This is a genomic window from Actinoallomurus acaciae (genome assembly GCF_042429965.1).
Classification (GTDB): Bacteria; Actinomycetota; Actinomycetes; order Streptosporangiales; family Streptosporangiaceae; genus Actinoallomurus; species Actinoallomurus acaciae.
In genome coordinates this window covers 1-16,964 of record NZ_JBHLZP010000153.1, presented here as the reverse complement: position 1 = coordinate 16,964, position 16,964 = coordinate 1, and the positions used below count along the sequence as shown (strand labels likewise).

Below are 16,964 nucleotides of genomic sequence, written 5' to 3'. Positions count from 1 at the left end.
GCTGCCCGCCACCGTCATCACGCCGCTGGCCCCCGGCGAGACGCATGAGTTCGCGGTGCCGGGCGACCGGCTGCGCGACCGGCGTCGTCCACGGCAGCAGGACCAGCGTGCGCACGGTGCGCCGGAAGCGGAAGCCGACGCGCAGGACGTGCGCGAGGACCGTCCCGAAGACCACGACGAGGACGATCGCCACACAGGTCAGGGCGAGAGTGTCGACCAGCGACCGCCAGAAGACGTCGTCGCCGAACACCGCGTGAAAGTCGCGCAGCCCGGCGAACCGGTACGACGGCGCGTCGCTCGTCGAGCGGGAGAACGCGAACGCCACCGTCAGCCCGAACGGCGCCACCACCAGCGCCGTCAGGTAGACGATCGTGGGCAGCAGGAACGCCCAGGCCAAGAACCCCTCGCGGTCCGTGAGGCGCGTCCGTTCGTCGGCGCGCGCCCGCGTCCCGCTCAACCGCCGATCCGTACCGGCGCGGTACGGATGCCGTACTCGGCGTCGAGCGCAGCCGGTCGCCCGGCACCGCGAACTCATGCGTCTCGCCGGGGGCCAGCGGCGTGATGACGGTGGCGGGCAGCCGCGCGATCACACGCGTCTCCGCGCCGATCTTCGTCACCGTGCCGTAGACGTGCCGGTCGCCGGACAGGTACTCGATGCGCTCGATCCGCAGCGGCATGGTGACGCGGGAGTCGTACGCGACGTTCTCCGCCGGCAGTAAGTGCTCGGGCCGGAAGCCGACGAGCCGGTTGGCGCGCTGCACGAGGTTCATCGGGGGAGAGCCGACGAAGGTCGCGACGAACGTGTCGGCCGGCTCGTCGTAGATGTCGCGTGGCGTGCCGACCTGGCGCAGCCGCCCGGCGTCCAGCACCGCGACGCGGTCGCCGAGCCCCATCGCCTCCTCCTGGTCGTGCGTCACGTAGATCGTCGCGGTGCCGATCTGCCGCTGGAAGCGTTTCAGCTCGTCGCGCGTTGTGGCGCGCAGCTTGGCGTCCAGGCCCGACAGCGGCTCGTCGAGCAGGAAGACGGCCGGCTCACGGACGAGGGCACGGGCCAGCGCGACCCGCTGGCGCTCGCCGCCGGACAACTGCCGGGGCCTGCGGCCGAGCAGGTCCGGGATGCCGAGCAGGTCGGCCGCCCAGCGGATCTTGCGTTCGCGCAGATGACGCGGGACGTTCTCGGCCTTCAGCGGGAACTCGATGTTGCTGTGGACGGTCTTGTGCGGGTAGAGGGCGTAGGACTGGAGGACCATCGCGACGCGGCGGATCCTCGGCGGCAGCCCGTTGACGAGCTGGCCGCCGATGTACACCTCGCCCTCGGTCGGCCGCTCCAGACCCGCGATGGTGCGCAGCAGCGTGGTCTTGCCGCAGCCCGAGGGGCCGAGCAGCACGAGATACTCACCCTGGTTGGAGGACACGTCGATCCCGTCGAGCGCGCGGACCTGCCGGTCACGGCGACCCTCGTACACCTTGACGAGGCCCCGGGCCTCGACCGCCTTCGCCACCGCGCCCGCCTCGTCGCGGCGTCTCACGGCCGGCTCGCTCTCCGGCGGTGCCGGCCACCGTGTTCGCCGCCACCCTGTTCGCTGTCACCGTGTTCGTTGCCACTGTGTTCGCCGGGTCGTTCGCTGCTCGGTGCCAACCCCCCGCCTCTCTCGGAAGGAGCGTCTCCCTCGAAGGTAGATCGGCGGCGGGCCGTCATAAAGAGGCAGTTCGGCACGGCCCGGAGCGGCCCGGAAACTCGTTCGCCAAACCTGCTTTTCCGGTGAGCGGCGCCTCACAAAGCGTGAAGCCCGAACCCTTCTGCCGGGCTCGGGCTTCAGAAAGAGCGGATTACTTGCCGGTGGCCTCGGTGTAGGCGTCGACGACGGTGTCGGTGTCGCCGTCCATCACCAGCGTGCCCTCGTCGATCCACAGCACCCGGTTGCACATCTCCTTGATGGAGTCGAGCTGGTGGGCGACCAGGAAGACGGCGCCCGCCTCGCCGCGCAGCTCGTCGATCTTCTTCGCGCTCTTGCGGCGGAACTTCGCGTCGCCGGTGGCCAGTGCCTCGTCGATGAGCAGCACGTCGTGGGACTTGGACGCGGCGATGGCGAACCGCAGCCGCGAGCCCATGCCGGAGGAGTAGGCCCGCATCGGGAGCTGGATGAAGCCCTCCTTGAGCCCGGCGAACTTCACGATCTCGTCGTACTTCTGCTTGACCTGCTCGGGCGTCATGCCCATGGCCAGGCAGCCGAGGACGATGTTGCGCTCGCCGGTGAGGTCGTTCATCAGCGCGGCGTTCACGCCGAGCAGCGACGGCTGGCCGTTGGTGTAGACGCCGCCACGCTCGGGCGGAAGCAGTCCGGCGATCGCCTTGAGCAGCGTCGACTTGCCGGAGCCGTTGGTGCCGATGACACCGATCGCGTCGCCGCGGTAGGCGACGAACGACAGCCCCTGGATCGCGCGCACCTCCTTCATGGAGGGGCGCTTCTTCCCGCGGACCACCCGGCCCAGAGCCGTGACCGCGTTGCCCTTGCCGGCGCTGCCGCCGTACACCCGGTAGGTGATGTACAGGTCGTCCACCACGACGATCGGCTCGCGGCTCGGGTCGAGTGTCACGGCCGACGGTGCCGTCGAGTCGCCGGACATCTGTGATCGCTCCCTCAGCGCGTCAGCCACGGCCGTACCTTTCCTCAGCGCGATAGAAGTACCAGAAGCCGATGACGAACGCGACAACGGCCCAGCCGATGGCCCAGAACCAGATGGTGTGGTTCATCGAGACCAGGGCGGTGTGCTGGCGGCAGGCCGAGGTGTGCGCGTCGTTCGCCTTCGTCAGGGCCTTGCCGACGAGACCCTCGCGGATCGGCGCCGCGCACTTGGCCGCCGACTTCACCTCCATGCCGTGCAGGTCCTTGCGGTACGAGGGCATCAGCGCGCGCCGCGCCAGCTCCACGTAGACGGACCCGGGGTTGGCCCCCATCAGGCGGGTGGCCCAGACGGGCAGCTTCCCGGCCAGGGCGTACATCGAGAACATGATGCCGGAGAAGTAGAGCCACGTGCGCAGGATGAACGGCAGGAGCTGGCTCAGGTCGGGCACGAACGCGCCGATGCGCGCGACGATCAGGCTCACTCCCATGTTGAAGACCAACATCAGGAGCAGTACGGGCACGATCAGGACCCAGCTGACCGCCGGGTACTCACCGAAGCCGAGCAGGATGACCACCATCACGGCCATGGCGGCGAAGAGCTGCTGCAGCTCCACGATCGTGAAGGAGAACGGCAGTGTCGCGCGAGGGAAGTGCAGCGCCCGGATCAGTGACATGTTCGTCTGGACCGACTTCGCGCCCTGCGTGATCGAACGCTGCGTGAAGTGGAAGAAGAAGATACCGATGACCAGGAACGGAATGTACTTGGTCACGTCGCCGCTGCGGCCGAGGAGAAGACCGAAGATCAGGTAGTAGACCGCGGCGTTGAGCAGGGGTGTGAGAACCTGCCAGAGCTGACCGAGGCGGGATTCGGTGTACATCGCGACGCTCTTGGCGGAGGCGAACGCCCAGATGAAGTGGCGACGCTGCCAGAGCTGACTGATGTACGAGCCCAGCGGGGGGCGGGCGGCGCTCTGCGTGAGCCCTCGTGCGGCGGCGAACTCGGCGAGCGAACGTTGCCCGTTGAGCAGAGGGGGCTCGGCGATCGCGTGCACCGGTCCGCCACCCGAGGCTCCGAGCCGTTCCGGGTGACTCATGCGGATGAGCCTATTGCAGACCGGGCCCCGGCATCGACGTTCGGTGAGATGCATGGCGAGAATGTGATCTTCGTCGTGATCGGGATGTAACCGGGATACCCAGCCCAGGTGTGCCGCCCGGTCGCCGACGATGGCACTGACCTTGGGGAACCTTGGGCATATCTTGACCGCGACGGGGGAGGGAGGCTCGCATGCCCCTGTTGCAACGAGCGGGCCGGCTCGACCAACGCGCCTTCGACGCGGTGGCCGCGGCACGGCTCCCCGGATTCGAGTACGTCCTCCCTCGGCTGTCCAGAGCCGCCGACCACTCCCTGCTGTGGCTGGGCGTCGCCGGTGGGCTGGCCGTGACGCGGCAGCCGCGGCTGCGCCGGGCGGCGCTACGCGGCGTGTGCGCGCTCAGCCTGACCAGCCCGATCGCCAACCTCGTGGGCAAGCAGCTCTTCCGTCGCCGCCGTCCGCTGATCGAGCTGGCCGGCCTGCCGACGAGCATAGGGCGCGGCACCGTGCTTCCCTCGGCGCGGGTGCGGTGGCGGCTGCCGACCTCCCCGTCCTTTCCCTCCGGGCACTCGGCGGCGGCCGCGGCGTTCACCGGCGCGCTGGCGATGGAGGCGCCCGCGTCCGTCGTGCTGCCCGTGGCCGCGGCCGCCGCCGGGGTGGCCTTCTCCCGCGTCTACACCGGCGCGCACTATCCGGGCGACGTCATGGCCGGCCTGGCGCTCGGCGTGGTGGCCGCCGCGACGACCCGGCTGGTCTGGCCCACCCGTCCCGCGCCCGCCGGGGCCGTGTGGTCCATGCCGGCCGAAGCCGTCCAGGGCATCTCACCCGACGGCGTCGGCGTCGTCGTAGTGATCAACAACGGTGCGGGCGGCGGTGACGTCACGCGTCTTCTCCGCGCCGAGCTGCCGGAGGCGGAGATCATCGAGGCCGGCGAGGACCTGGGCAAGGCGCTCGGCGACGCCGCGGACCGGGCGACCGTGCTCGGGGTCTGCGGGGGCGACGGCACGATCAACGCCGGGGCCGAGATCGCCATCGAGCGCGGGCTGCCGCTGCTGGTGATCCCCGGAGGCACGCTGAACCACTTCGCCCGCGCGCTCGGCCTGGAGACCGCCAAGGACGCGATCGAGGCCTATCGGTCGGGCGCCGTCGTCCGGGTCGACGTCGCCCGTGCGGGACGGCGCGTGTTCCTCAACACGGCGAGCTTCGGCGCGTACACCGAGCTGGTCGACCTGCGCCGGCGCATGGAGGACCGCCTGGGCAAGTGGCCGGCGCTCGCGGTGGCCGCGATCCGGGTCCTGCGGCACACCGAGCCGACGGAGGTGTACGTCGAGGGGCGGCGGTTGCGCGTGTGGTTCGCCTTCGTCGGCAACTGCCGGTACGGCTCCTACGGCGTCGCGCCGACCTGGCGCGACCACCTGGCCGACGGCCTGCTCGACGTACGGCTGATCGGCGCCAAACGTCATATCGGTAAGTCGCGGGCTGTCGCCGCGCTGCTCGTAGGGCACCTGCACCTGATGCCCGACTACAAGGCCTGGCGCGCCACCTCCCTGCGCGTGGGCGGCGCCGAGGGCTCGCTCCGCCTCGCCTGCGACGGCGAGCCGGGGACGGCCGACGAGCCGGTGGAGATCACCAAGGAACGCGCCGCACTGGCCGTCTTCGGGCCGCCCAAGGTCGCCGAGCCCAGCCGGCGGCCCCTGCCCGAGCCTCCGGCCGAAGTGGATCAGCCGGTCGCCTGATCGGTAAGATTTCGCAGGTCGGAGGGGGTGAGGGTTCGCCCTGGCCCGGCTCGGGTACGGCGGCTCACAGGGGGTCGCGCGGCGACCGCCCTATGTCAGGTGGAGCATTCCGGCGCTCCGTTTCGCTGTCGTGGCCCGAAGGAGGTCGATCCGGAACGCCAGCGCGTGGGGCGCCTGAGAGGGCTACGCGAAAGGTGAGGTCTATGCACCGCGAGAGCGACAAGCAGGGTCCGGTCCGCGACGACTACCTGCACAAGGAGACCGAGAGCCTGAGCAGGAACGGCGTCGGACGCGTCCGGGAGGGCCGGCCGGGCGGCGACGACGCGCCACCGGAACGCCATCGGACGCCATCGCGCGGCATGTCACCCGCCGACGTCGCACGTCGTGCCGCGCTGACCCGGCATCTGCCCCCCACCGTGTTCCCCGCCGACCGGGCACGGCTGCTCACCCATCTGCGGTCCCACCGCGCCCCCGACTCGGTCGTCGACGCCGTATCCGGACTGCCGGAGGGCCAGGAGTTCCACACTCTGGGCGAGGTCGTCCGCGCCATCGGACTGCTCACCGAGCATTGAGATCCGTACGCCCGGGGACGGCCGTGATGTGGCGCCCATGGCGCTGACCCGCACGTACGCACTGGGTCCTGCGGCGGGGACGCTCCGGCTGCGCACGGGCCGGAGCGGGCTCGGCCGCCGGGCGGGACACGACCTGACCATGGAGGTCGCACGCTGGTCCGGTGAGGCGGTCATCGACCTCGGCGATCCGTCCGCCTCCGCGGTGACCGCCGAGATCGATCCCGCGTCGTTCGAGGTCGTCGAGGGCGGCGGTGGCGTCGTGGCGCTCACCGCCGCCGACCGGATCGAGATCCTCAAGACCGTCCGCGAGAAGATCCTGAAGACGCGTGCCCACCCGGCGATCCGGTTTCGGTCCACCGGCGCGGCGGGCTCGCCCGCGGCGTTCACCGTCGAGGGCGAGCTGACGATCATGGGCGTCACCCGGCCCGTCACCGTGCGCGGCCGGATCTTCGACGACCGGCTGACCGGCGAGGCGACCGTCGTCCAGTCGCGCTGGGGGATCAAGCCCTACTCCGCGCTGTTCGGGCAGCTCAGGGTGGCGGACGAGGTCAAGATCGAGTTCGACCTGGCGCTGGCCGGCTGAGGCCGAAGCCCACGCCGGCCGGTCAGCGCGGGCGGTCGACGCGGGTCTCGTCCCACACCGGCTCGGCCGTCTCGTACACGGTCCCGTCGCCGCCGAACACCAGAAACCGGTCGAACGACCGCGCGAACCACCGGTCGTGCGTGACCGCCAGCACGGTGCCCTCGTAGGCCTCCAGCCCCTGCTGCAGGGCCTCGGCGCTGGCCAGGTCGAGGTTGTCGGTCGGCTCGTCGAGCAGCAGCAGCGTGCAGCCGCTCATCTCCAGCAGCAGGATCTGCAACCGTGCCTGCTGCCCGCCCGACAACGTCTCGAACGGCTGGTCTCCGCAGAAGTTCAGCTCATAGCGGGACAGTGCGGACATCGCCTCGTTGCGCAGCCGGGCGTGCTCGGTCATCAGGATCTCGGCCGGCGTGCGGCCGCGCAGCTCCGGCCGGGCATGGGTCTGGGCGAACAGGCCCGGTGTCACGCGCGCCCCGAGCCGGGCCACGCCCGTGTGCGCCACGTCCTCACCGGCCAGCAGCCGCAGGTAGTGGCTCTTGCCCGAGCCGTTCGAGCCGAGCACCGCGACGCGCTCGCCGTACCAGATCTCGGCGTCGAACGGCCGCATCAGGCCGGTCAGCTCCAGCGCCTCGCAGATCACGGCGCGCTTGCCGGTGCGGCCGCCGCGCAGGCGCATCGTGAGGTTCTGGTCGCGCGGCGGGATCTCCGGCGGCCCCGCCTCCTCGAACCGGCGCAGCCGTGTCTGCGCCGCCTGGTATCGGGAGGCCATGTCGGAGTTGTAGGCCGCCTTCTGCTTGAACATCTGGACGAGCGCCCTGAGCTTGGCGTGCTCCTCGTCCCAGCGCCGCCGCAGCTCCTCCAGCCGTTCGTTCCGCTCGCGCCGTGCCTCGGCGTAGGTGGCGAAACCGCCGCCGTGGGTCCAGACGGTCGCGGCCTCGACCGTGACGATCTGCCGCGCGGCGTGCGCGAGCAGCTCGCGGTCGTGCGAGACGAGCAGCACCGTCTTGCGCGTCTCCCTCAGCCGCTCCTCCAGCCACAGCTTGCCCGGGACGTCGAGGTAGTTGTCGGGTTCATCGAGCAGCAGGACCTCGTCGGCGCCGCGGAACAGCGCCTCCAGGACGAGGCGCTTCTGCTCGCCGCCCGACAGGGTCTTCACCTCGCGGTAGCGGACGCGGTCGTAGGGCGCGCCGAGCGCCGCGACGCAGCAGGCGTCCCAGAGCACCTCGGCGTCGTACCCGCCGGCGTCGCCCCAGTCGGCGAGCGCCTTGGCGTAGCGCAGCTGGGTGGGCTCGTCGTCGCGCTCCATCATGGCCAGCTCGGCCCGCTCCAGCGTCGCCGCGGCGTCGCGCACGCGCTGCGGCGCCGTGGACACGAGCAGGTCGTGGACGGCCGACTCGTCGCGGATGTTGCCGATGAACTGGCGCATCACGCCGAGGCCGCCGCTGCGCACGACCGAGCCGCTCTGCGGCTCCAGGTCGCCCGCCACGAGGCGGAGCAGGGTCGTCTTGCCGGCGCCGTTCGGCCCGACCAGCGCCGCCACCGACCCGTCGCCGACCCGGAACGACGCGTCGGAGAGCAGGACCCGCCCGTCGGGCAGGGTGTGATCGAGATGCGCGACTTCGACGTGGCCCACGCCGGCCAAGTCTGCGCCATCGGCCAGGGAACGCCCAAGCCGTTTTCCGCCTCGGCGGCCGGCGGACATCCCCCAGACGCCGGGAGAGACCAACTTTCTCCGGCGTCTCGACGTCCTATTCCGTAGCCGGCTGATTCCAGCCGGGCGCCATCATCGGGGGCGCTCGGCATTCCTCCCCGCGCGAAGGAATGAGGCACAGCAGTGACAGGCGCGAAATCCACTCTCGTTCTCACGGCCGCCGGGGTCGCGGTCGCCGCATGCGTCGCGGGCGCGACCCCCACGTCCGCCGCCGCCGACGCGGCACCCCTGTGCAAGATCACCGACTTCACCACGTCGCTCGGACCCGTCCAGGCGGGCGCCGGTCAGCGTTACTCCACGCTCGACTTCACCGCCTACGGCGGCAGGACGTGCGTCCTCAGGGACGATCTGACCAACTTCCAGTTCCTGGGCGAGCGGGCCAGGCCCCTGCCGACGGACGCCGACGCCCCGGGTTCGGGCAACGGCGTCACGATCGCCCCGGGAGTGGTGGGCCACCTCGACCTGCACTGGACGGTCGTGGGCGGGACGCCCTTCGTGCCCGTGTCACTGGTCTTCACCATGCCGACGGACGACGGCGCCAACGCCGCGCCCTGGACCGGCGGCCCGGTGAACGGCGCGGGCCGGATCGACGTCGGACCCCTGCACACCTGAGAGCCCGCCACGCGCCCGGCCCGTGGCGAGCCACGGGCCGGACGCGCCGGTCGAGGAGGGCGCACGCGGCGACGGCGCAGACGAAACTCCGGCTCCCGGCGGCGGGACCACGAACGCGACGGCGGCCCCGCAGATCCCGGCGGCCACGGCGGTCGCCATCCGCACGGCCCGCCCCAGGAGCACGCGCGAGGCCGGCGATCAGGCCGCCGAACGTCAGGCGGTCGTCACGACCGGGTCGAGAGAAGGCCGTTCCAGCGCGACGGCGGCCAGATGATCACGAAGGCCCGGCCGATCACGTTGCCCACCGGGACCGTGCCGTTGTGGCCGTCGTCGAGGTGGAAGCGGGAGTCCGCCGAGTCGGCGCGGTGGTCGCCCATGACCCAGAGCCGGCCGGGCGGGACCTTGATCGGCCCGAACGGCCGATGGTCGTCCTGGTAGATGTACGGCTCGTCCAGCGGGTGTCCGTCGACGATCACCCGGCCCTGCGCGTCACAGCACTGTACGGTCTGGCCGCCTACGGCGATCACCCGCTTGACCAGGTCCTTCTCGTTCGGCTGTGGGACCCCGAACGCCGCGCCGACCCAGTTCACCGCGCGGCGGACCGGGTTCGTCGGCTTGGCGACGCGTGTCTCGGGCTCCCAGGCGGGCGGGGCGCGGAAGACCACGATGTCGCCGTACTTGGGGTCGCCCACGCGATAGCTGATCTTCTCCACGAGAATCCGGTCGCCGGTGCAGCCGGGACAGCCGTGCAGGGTGCGCTCCATCGACTCGGACGGGATGAAGAAGGCCTGCATGAGGAACGTCTTGATCAGCAGCGACAGCACGAGTGCTACGCCGATGAGGATGGGTAGTTCGCGGAGGAAGGACCGGTTGCGCTTCCGGGGCTCCTTCTCCGCCGAGGGCTCGGCCTCGGGCGTGGGCTCGTCTGGCACGTTCCGTACGCTAGACCGCCCGGCTGTGTGATGGACATAAGGGGCTCGCCTGAGAGGGTCGTCCACATGGGGTGCCGTGGGCCGGTACGCTCGGCTGCGTGAGTCGGGAAGGTGTCACTCCTCAGTCTGAAGACTTCTCCGCCTGGTACAACGAACTCGTCATCCAGGCCGAGCTCGTCGACCGTGGGCCCGTGCGCGGCACCATGGTCATCCGGCCGTACGGCTACCGCATGTGGGAGCTGCTGCAGGCCGACCTGGACGGGCGCATCAAAGAGGCCGGGCATGGCAATGCCTGCTTCCCGATGTTCATCCCGGAGTCGTACTTCAAACGCGAGGCCGAGCACGTCGAGGGCTTCTCGCCGGAGCTGGCCGTCGTGACCGTCGCCGGTGGCAAGGAGCTGGAGGAGCCGCTGGTCGTGCGGCCCACCTCCGAGACCGTCATCGGCGAGTACATGGCCAAGTGGATCGAGTCGCACCGCGACCTGCCGCTGCTGCTCAACCAGTGGGCCAACGTCGTGCGGTGGGAGCTGCGCCCGCGCATGTTCCTGCGCACGACCGAGTTCCTCTGGCAGGAGGGCCACACCGCGCACGCCGACGAAGAGGACGCGATGCGCGAGACCATGTGGGCCCTCGGCGCGTACGCCGGCCTGGCGCGTGAGCTGGCGGCGATCCCGGTGGTCGAGGGCGAGAAGACCCCGAGCGAGCGGTTCGCCGGCGCGGAGCGCACCTACACGATCGAGGGCATGATGCGCGACGGCCGGGCCCTGCAGTCCGGCACGTCCCACTACCTCGGCACCAACTTCGCCAAGGTCTTCGACATCACCTACCAGGACGAGGACGGCAAGCTCGTCCACGCCCACACCACCTCGTGGGGCATGTCCACCCGCATGCTCGGCGGGGTCATCATGACGCACGGCGACGACAAGGGCCTCGTGCTGCCTCCGCGGATCGCGCCGTACCAGGTGGTGATCGTGCCGATCGGGCGCGACGACGCCGCCGAGCGCACCGCCGCGGCAGCCCGTGACCTGGCCGGTGAGCTCAAGCGGGCCGGGGTCCGGGTGCACGTCGACGACCGGCCGCAGCTGCGCCCGGGCTACAAGTTCAACGAGTGGGAGCTGCGCGGCGTCCCGGTGCGGGTCGAGATCGGCCCGCGCGACCTCGACGGCGGAGTGGTGACGCTGGCCCGCCGCCTCGGCGACCAGGGCAAGGAGCAGATCCCGCTCGGCCGCGCCGCCGAGCTGCTGCCCGGCATCCTGGAGGACTTCCAGGCCTTCCTCTACACCCGGGCGGAGCGGTTCCGCGACGAGCACACCGCCGACGTGGAGAGCTGGGACGCCTTCCCGGACCAGGTCTCCCACGGCTGGGCGCGCGTGTTCCACTGCGGCCGCACCGACTGCGAGGACGCGATCAAGGCCGACACGGCGGCGACGCCGCGCGTCATCCCGAGCGACGCGCCCGAGGAGCACGGCGTCTGCTTCCGCTGCGGCGAGCCGTCCGCGTACGGCAAGCGGATCCTGTACGGCCGCTCCTACTGAGAGCCCGGACACGCGAAGGCCCTCCCGCCGGCCGGCGGGAGGGCCTTCGCGTACGGAGCGTCAGCTCGCGATGGCCAGCTCCAGGTCCTCCTCCTCGTGCGCGTCCTGCTCGGGCTCGGTGGCCGGGAGCACGGACTCATAGACCTTGAGGGTCTCGTTCGTGATCCGCTCCCAGGAGTAGCGGGCCCGGACCCGGTCGGCGCCGCCGATCCCCAGGGCGGTCAGGTGCGTGCGCTCGGCGAGCAGGCCGCGGATCCGCTGGGCCAGCTCGGCCGGGCGGCCGGGCCGGGCGTAGACGCCGGTCACGTCGTCGATCACCGTGTCGAGGTGGCCGCCGACGGCCGTGACGACCACGGGCGTACCGCAGGCCATCGACTCGACCGGCACCCGGCCGAAGGACTGGTACGTGGGCAGGCTCACCGTCAGGTCCGCCGACCGCAGCAGGCCGGGAACGTCGGCGGCGTCGACCCGTCCGAGGAAGGTGACCCGGTCGTCCACGCCGGCCTCCTTCGCCGCGATCCGCAGCCGGTGGATGCCGGTGTCGCCGTCGAGCTCCTCGGGCGCCGGCCCGCCGGCCACGACCAGCTCGGCGCCGGGGATGCGGGCCAGCGCCTTGATGACGGTGGTCACGCCGTCCTCGGCGAACCGCCGCGACAGCATGACGATGCGGGGGTTCTCGCCGCGGGGGAGAAGGGCGCGGCCCTGCGGCGTGAACCGCTCGCTGTCGACGCCGGAGGGCACCGCGGCGATGTGCTTGCGGGTGACGCCGAGCCGGGTGAGCTCGGTGCACTCGGTCTCCGTGGTCGCGATCAGCGCGTCGACGCCACGGCCGATCGCCCGCTCCATGCGCAGGCGGGCCGAGGCGCCCTCGCCCGCGGCCCGTCCCCGGAGGGAGGCCAGGCCGTGGAAGCTCTGGACGACGGGGATGTCGAGGCCGTCGGCGGCGGACATCGCGACGAGACCGCTCAGCCAGTGGTGCGCGTGGATGACGTCGGGCCGGCTCGAGACGAGGCGCTTGGCCAGCTTGTCGGCGAACTCCCGGACATGGGGGAGGATCTCCTGCTCCGACATCGGCAGGGCGTTGCCGGCCGAGATGAACTCCACGTTCACCCGCGGTGCGAGGCGGACCCGGTCACCGGAACCGAGGCCGTCGCGGCGCGTGTAGATGGTGACCCGATGTCCCTGGCGGCCGAGCTCGCGGGCCAACTCGGCGACGTGGACGCGAACGCCCTCGTGGGACGAGGCTTCCGTGGCGACGGGGTTGGTGTGAACGGAGACCATGACTATGTTCATCGGGCTGACTCCTGAATATCCCTGAGGTGGGGGTTCGTCTGCGTGGTCGTTCGCGCCGCGCCCCGTCCGGCCGGACGGGGCAGGGCGTCGCGATGACCGAGGAGGAGATATGAGCGCCGGCTCTCGCGACCGGAGAAGGACGTGAGCGTGCGCCCCGCCGCCGGACGTGCGTCCGTGGCGGCGATCGAGGAGGAGAAGGCGTGCGTCAGCCTCGCGTTGGCGAAAAGGCTGGAAGTACGCATGCACACCCTCCGGAAGTCGAGGGCGGGGTAATGCCGCCCTCCCGTGGTGTGCCTGCGTCTTAGGCACGGTTACCTGGTTCTTCCTTTACCTGCCACGCGTCGGTCTAAACACGAACACGCGGATCTTGTTGAAAAAAGATCACACGGCGTGGGTCAGCCGGTCACCCGGAGCGCGAGCATCGACACGTCATCGCGCAGGTCACCGCCGGAGAAGTCCAGCAGGGCGCTCTCGACGGCCAGGACGAGGTCGGCGACGGACTGGTCGCCGTGGGCGGCGAGGATCTCGATGAGGCGCTCGTGCCCGAACCTGGCCTGCGACGGGTCGGAGACCTCCGGCACGCCGTCGGAGTAGAGGAACAGCGTGTCGCCGGGCTCCAGGTCGAGCTGCTCGACGCCGACCCCGAAGTCGTCCTCGAACAGGCCCAGCGGCAGGCCGCCGCCGCTCGTCGTACGGATGACGCCGTCACGGCGGATCAGGACCGCCGGCGGATGCCCGGCGCTGGCCACCGTCATCAGCATGCCCTCGTCGCGCGGCTCGAGATAGGCCATCACGGCGGTGACGAAGCGTTCGTCGTCGATGAGCGCTTCGTTCATCATCGACAGGACCTCGGCCGGCTTGGGGTTCCAGCGGGAGAGCAGCCGGATGCCGTTCTTGGCGGTGGCCGTCACCGCCGCGGCGTCCTCGCCCTTGCCGCAGACATCGCCGAGGACCATGCCCCAGCCCGAGCCGGTGCGGAACACCTCATAGAAGTCGCCGCCGAAGCCGGTGTCGCGGGTCGCGGGATGGTGGCGGCCCGCCACCTCCGCCCCCGGGACGGCCGGCAGCTCGCGTGGCAGCAGTCCGGCGCGCAGCCGCTCGGCGACCACCGCCCGGCGGCGGTAGCGCCGCCCCGCCCGGATGACCAGGGCGAGGTTGCGGGCGAGCCGCTCGACCAGGCCGAGGTCCATCAGGTCGAACGGGCCCTGCTCGCCGGAGACGGCGAGCGTCAGGGTGCCGTGGCACCGCTCGCCGTCGTCCAGCGGCACGCAGATCAGCGAGGACGCCTCGATCAGCCCGCACACCGGGGGCCCGGCCGGGCTCGTGCCGAGGACGCCCAGATCGTCGAGGTGCGCCTGGAGCACGGACCGGCCCGAGACGTGCACGGTGGCCGGCAGCGTGTCCGGGGCCGGGTCGAGGTCCTCCAGAGTCCGGGCGACCTCGGTGCTGCGCTCGTCGTCCGGGCCGATCACCACCTGCCGCAGGAGCCGCTCGTCGCGTTCGAGGTCGATGAGGACCCAGTCGGCCAGCTCGGCGGCCAGCAGCCGCGCACAGCGGCGTACGGCGACGGACTCGGTGAAGGAGTCGTCGTCCAGGAGCATGCCGGTGGCCGTGGACAGGACGTCCATGCGGTGGACGACCGTGGCCACGGCGTCGTGGGTGGCGGTGGCCTGCTGCGGCAGGTCCTGGGCGGCCGGCTCGCGGGTCGAGGGGGCGGTGGCCGCGACCACCAGCGGGTCCGGCTCGCCGCTCACCCAGATCCGGGCGAACGTCACGTCCACCTCGACCGGGCCGTGCCCCGACAGGAGCCGCACCCGTGAGCGCCGCCGCTGTCCCGAGTGGAACACCCCGGCCACGTGCGAGCCGACCGTCGCCCGTGTCGCCAGGTCGCAGAACGTCGGGAACGGCTTGCCGGTGAGGTAGCCGGCCGAGGAGCCGAGCAGCGCTCCGGCCTGGCGGTTGACGCGGCGTACGGTGCCGTCGCGCTCGAGCAGGAAGAGGGGCACCGGCGCGTCCTGGAAGACGGTGCGCAGCAGCCGCCGCTCGCCGTCGGCCACCTCGTTCTTCGCCTGGATGGAGGTCTGGTCGGCCACCGCGCTCCGCAGCGCCGTCACGGCGCGCTCGAGGTCGGTCAGGGCGGCGTCCAGCAGCGCGCCCCGGTCGGCGTCCGGCAGCAGTGCCGCGCTACGCAGCTCCCCGGCCCGGCCCTCCAGCGCGCCGATCTCGGAGCGGAGTGTCTCAGGACGAAGAGAATCGGGTTGTCGCTGGTCGGGAATGCTGCCCTCCGGCTGGCGGGTCGATCGGGGATCGGTCGGCTGTGCGTAACTTTAACCCCGCCTTCGAGAGCGGGCGAACGTCCGACCAGCCAGAGCCCTGCCGTCCCATCGCGACGGCCCGTCCGCGGCCGACGGGGGACGCCGAGCCGGGCTCAGTGGGGGCCCTTCGCCTCCGAGCGATGGCCGGAGACGATCCGCTGGGCGATCGCGGTGAGCTTGACGTGCCGGGTCTGGGAGATGCGCTTGAGCTCGGCGAACGCGGTGTCCGCGTCGCAGCCCATCGCATGCATCAGCACGCCCTTGGCCTGGTCGACGATGGAACGCGCCTCGACCGCCTGGCGCAGCTGGGTCGCCGTGCGGTGGGCGTCCTCGTACAGACGGGTGTTGGACACCGCGGCGCCGCCCTGGGCGGCGAGCAGGGCGCCCAGGCTGAGCTCGCGCCGGTCGAGGCCCCCGGGCACCACGCCGTACATGGTGAGGGTGACGATCACCGGGCCGGTGCGGTACACGGTGTCGGCGAAGCACCGGACGCCGCGCTGCAGCGCGAGCGGCGTGTAGTCCGGCCAGCGGGTCTCGGCGAGAGTGTCGGCGCAGAAGACCGGTGTCTCGCTGCGGGCCGCGTCGTAGGAGGGCCCGGCCCGGCGCGTGCACTGGATCTCGCTGAGGTACGCCAGGTGGGGATGGGTGCCGGCCTGGTCGAGCGGCTCGGACGCGTCACCGGTGCTCCAGCGCACGGCGGTGGCGCCGGCGCATCCATGGACGGCACGCGTGGCGAGTTCGGTGATGCGCCGCAGCGCCACGGTCGCGGACGCCTCGTGTACGAGGCCGAGGCGGGCGACCTGGGTCGCCAGCTCGCTGCTGATCTGCGGTTCGAACGCCACGGGTTCACGGTAGCCGCTGTGCGGGGCCGGGAGGCGTCCCAGACCCGCGCCGGGTGGGGAGTGTGCGCCTGGCGGGACCCGCGGGCCGGCCGCGGTCAGCGGATGAGCGTGGCGGACAGCGTGGAGGACGGGGTACGGCCGAGGTCCTCGTCCCGGCCGGAGGCCTCGTCTCGATCGGAGGTCAGATCTCCGACCGAGACGACGCCCACCGGCCGGCCGTCCTCGACGACGGGCAGTCGCCGGACGGCGCGATCGTGCATGAGCCGCAGCGCGACCTCGGCGGCGTCGTCCGGGCCGACCGTCACGATGCCCGCGCTGCAGATGTCGGCGAGGCGTGTGCCGGTCAGGTCCCGTCCTACGGCCACCGCGCGCACGACGATGTCGCGATCGGTCAGCATGCCGCAGAGCATGCCGTCCTGGGTGACGAGGACGTCGCCGACATCCTCGTCGCGCATCAGCCGTGCCGCCTCGGTAAGCGGAGCGTCCAGAGGAAGGGTGACGGGTCTCGGCGTCATGACCTCATGCACTCGGCAGTGCACCGGCCGTTGAACCTCTGACGCCATGACCGTCTCCCTTCGTCTGCCAAGCGCCGCTTACCCAGGCGTGCGGTTCTTATTCGAACTTCTTCCCGGCCCGTCTCAGAAGTCGAAGACCGAACCCGTCTTGTCGTGCATCACGCAGGTGTTCGGGAACTTCTTGGTGTAGCGAACGGCCTGGCCGTGCCACTGACCCTGTGCGGTGACCGTGACGGGCGAGTAGATCATGAAGCACGCCCGCGGGTTGGTGTTGGCGGGCATCTGCGCCAGGTCGCCGCCGGAGCGGGCGACGTCGGAGCAGGCCTGGGCGGCCTTCGGGTGCGTGCCGCCCGTCGGGTAGCACTGCAGCGTGACGGTGCGCTCGGGCGCGTTGCCGGCGGTGGCGTGCAGCACCAGGCGCGAGCCCTGCGTCGCCGCCGGGTTGCTGTTGCTGAAGAACGCGACCGGCATGCCCTGCGGGGCGCGCGCCCGGCCCAGTTTGCGGCCCGACGTCTGGTTGGTGCTCCGGTCGGAGACCGGGCGCTGCGGACGGGTCGTGTCGCGGGTCGTGCCGCGGGGCTGGGTCGGAGCCCCGACGCCGCC

At 71.6% G+C, this 16,964-nt stretch carries 15 protein-coding genes; 5 read left to right on the top strand and 10 right to left on the bottom strand.

Translation table 11 applies throughout. The annotated features are described in order from the left end of the window. Positions 1-17: 17 nt before the first annotated feature. The 3 genes from ACFFNX_RS21115 to ACFFNX_RS21105 form a co-directional block, all read right to left on the bottom strand. Positions 18-1,529: an ATP-binding cassette domain-containing protein gene (locus ACFFNX_RS21115; RefSeq protein WP_378204764.1), complete on the bottom strand. Its 1,512-nt coding sequence runs from the start codon at positions 1,527-1,529 to the stop codon at positions 18-20. 301 nt (positions 1,530-1,830) lie between these two features. After that, the gene (locus ACFFNX_RS21110; RefSeq protein ID WP_378204767.1) at positions 1,831-2,628 is read right to left on the bottom strand and encodes an ABC transporter ATP-binding protein; all 798 of its coding nucleotides are present in this window, start codon (positions 2,626-2,628) and stop codon (positions 1,831-1,833) included. 22 nt (positions 2,629-2,650) lie between these two features. After that, a complete protein-coding gene (locus ACFFNX_RS21105) occupies positions 2,651-3,721 on the bottom strand; it encodes an ABC transporter permease (RefSeq protein WP_378204761.1) in 1,071 nt (356 codons plus the stop codon). Between the two features lie 191 nt (positions 3,722-3,912). Between ACFFNX_RS21105 and ACFFNX_RS21100 the strand changes: the two genes are divergently transcribed. The 3 genes from ACFFNX_RS21100 to ACFFNX_RS21090 all read left to right on the top strand — a co-directional run bounded on the left by ACFFNX_RS21100 (position 3,913) and on the right by ACFFNX_RS21090 (position 6,609). After that, positions 3,913-5,454: a bifunctional phosphatase PAP2/diacylglycerol kinase family protein gene (locus tag ACFFNX_RS21100; protein ID WP_378204758.1), complete on the top strand. Its 1,542-nt coding sequence runs from the start codon at positions 3,913-3,915 to the stop codon at positions 5,452-5,454. Positions 5,455-5,657: 203 nt separating this feature from the next. Next, positions 5,658-6,026 (top strand): DUF2795 domain-containing protein, encoded by a 369-nt coding sequence (locus ACFFNX_RS21095; RefSeq protein WP_378204755.1) that lies wholly within the window; start codon positions 5,658-5,660, stop codon positions 6,024-6,026. Positions 6,027-6,063: 37 nt separating this feature from the next. Beyond that, positions 6,064-6,609: a YceI family protein gene (locus tag ACFFNX_RS21090; protein ID WP_378204752.1), complete on the top strand. Its 546-nt coding sequence runs from the start codon at positions 6,064-6,066 to the stop codon at positions 6,607-6,609. Between the two features lie 22 nt (positions 6,610-6,631). Here ACFFNX_RS21090 and ACFFNX_RS21085 read toward each other — a convergent pair whose 3' ends face one another. Next, complete coding sequence (locus tag ACFFNX_RS21085; RefSeq protein WP_378204749.1) at positions 6,632-8,239, bottom strand: ABC-F family ATP-binding cassette domain-containing protein; 1,608 nt, start codon at positions 8,237-8,239, stop codon at positions 6,632-6,634. A gap of 201 nt (positions 8,240-8,440) precedes the next feature. On the opposite strand from ACFFNX_RS21085, the gene ACFFNX_RS21080 reads away from it, so the two are divergent. Further along, on the top strand, positions 8,441-8,929 hold the full coding sequence (locus tag ACFFNX_RS21080; RefSeq protein ID WP_378204747.1) for a DUF4232 domain-containing protein: 489 nt from the start codon (positions 8,441-8,443) through the stop codon (positions 8,927-8,929). A 224-nt stretch (positions 8,930-9,153) separates the two neighbouring features. Here ACFFNX_RS21080 and lepB read toward each other — a convergent pair whose 3' ends face one another. Next, complete coding sequence (gene lepB / locus ACFFNX_RS21075; protein WP_378204744.1) at positions 9,154-9,861, bottom strand: signal peptidase I; 708 nt, start codon at positions 9,859-9,861, stop codon at positions 9,154-9,156. 98 nt (positions 9,862-9,959) lie between these two features. Between lepB and proS the strand changes: the two genes are divergently transcribed. Further along, complete coding sequence (gene proS / locus ACFFNX_RS21070; RefSeq protein WP_378204741.1) at positions 9,960-11,396, top strand: proline--tRNA ligase; 1,437 nt, start codon at positions 9,960-9,962, stop codon at positions 11,394-11,396. A gap of 60 nt (positions 11,397-11,456) precedes the next feature. Here proS and ACFFNX_RS21065 read toward each other — a convergent pair whose 3' ends face one another. From ACFFNX_RS21065 to ACFFNX_RS21045, 5 genes are all read right to left on the bottom strand, one after another. After that, positions 11,457-12,689, bottom strand: coding sequence for a glycosyltransferase (locus ACFFNX_RS21065; RefSeq protein WP_378204738.1), 1,233 nt, complete (start codon positions 12,687-12,689; stop codon positions 11,457-11,459). Positions 12,690-13,084: 395 nt separating this feature from the next. Further along, the gene (locus tag ACFFNX_RS21060; protein WP_378204734.1) at positions 13,085-14,803 is read right to left on the bottom strand and encodes a SpoIIE family protein phosphatase; all 1,719 of its coding nucleotides are present in this window, start codon (positions 14,801-14,803) and stop codon (positions 13,085-13,087) included. A gap of 314 nt (positions 14,804-15,117) precedes the next feature. Next, complete coding sequence (locus ACFFNX_RS21055) at positions 15,118-15,846, bottom strand: ANTAR domain-containing protein (RefSeq protein ID WP_378204731.1); 729 nt, start codon at positions 15,844-15,846, stop codon at positions 15,118-15,120. A gap of 95 nt (positions 15,847-15,941) precedes the next feature. Beyond that, on the bottom strand, positions 15,942-16,361 hold the full coding sequence (locus ACFFNX_RS21050; RefSeq protein WP_378204728.1) for a CBS domain-containing protein: 420 nt from the start codon (positions 16,359-16,361) through the stop codon (positions 15,942-15,944). A gap of 123 nt (positions 16,362-16,484) precedes the next feature. Next, on the bottom strand, positions 16,485-16,964 hold a 480-nt coding region (locus ACFFNX_RS21045), incomplete at its 5' end, for an SSI family serine proteinase inhibitor (RefSeq protein WP_378204725.1).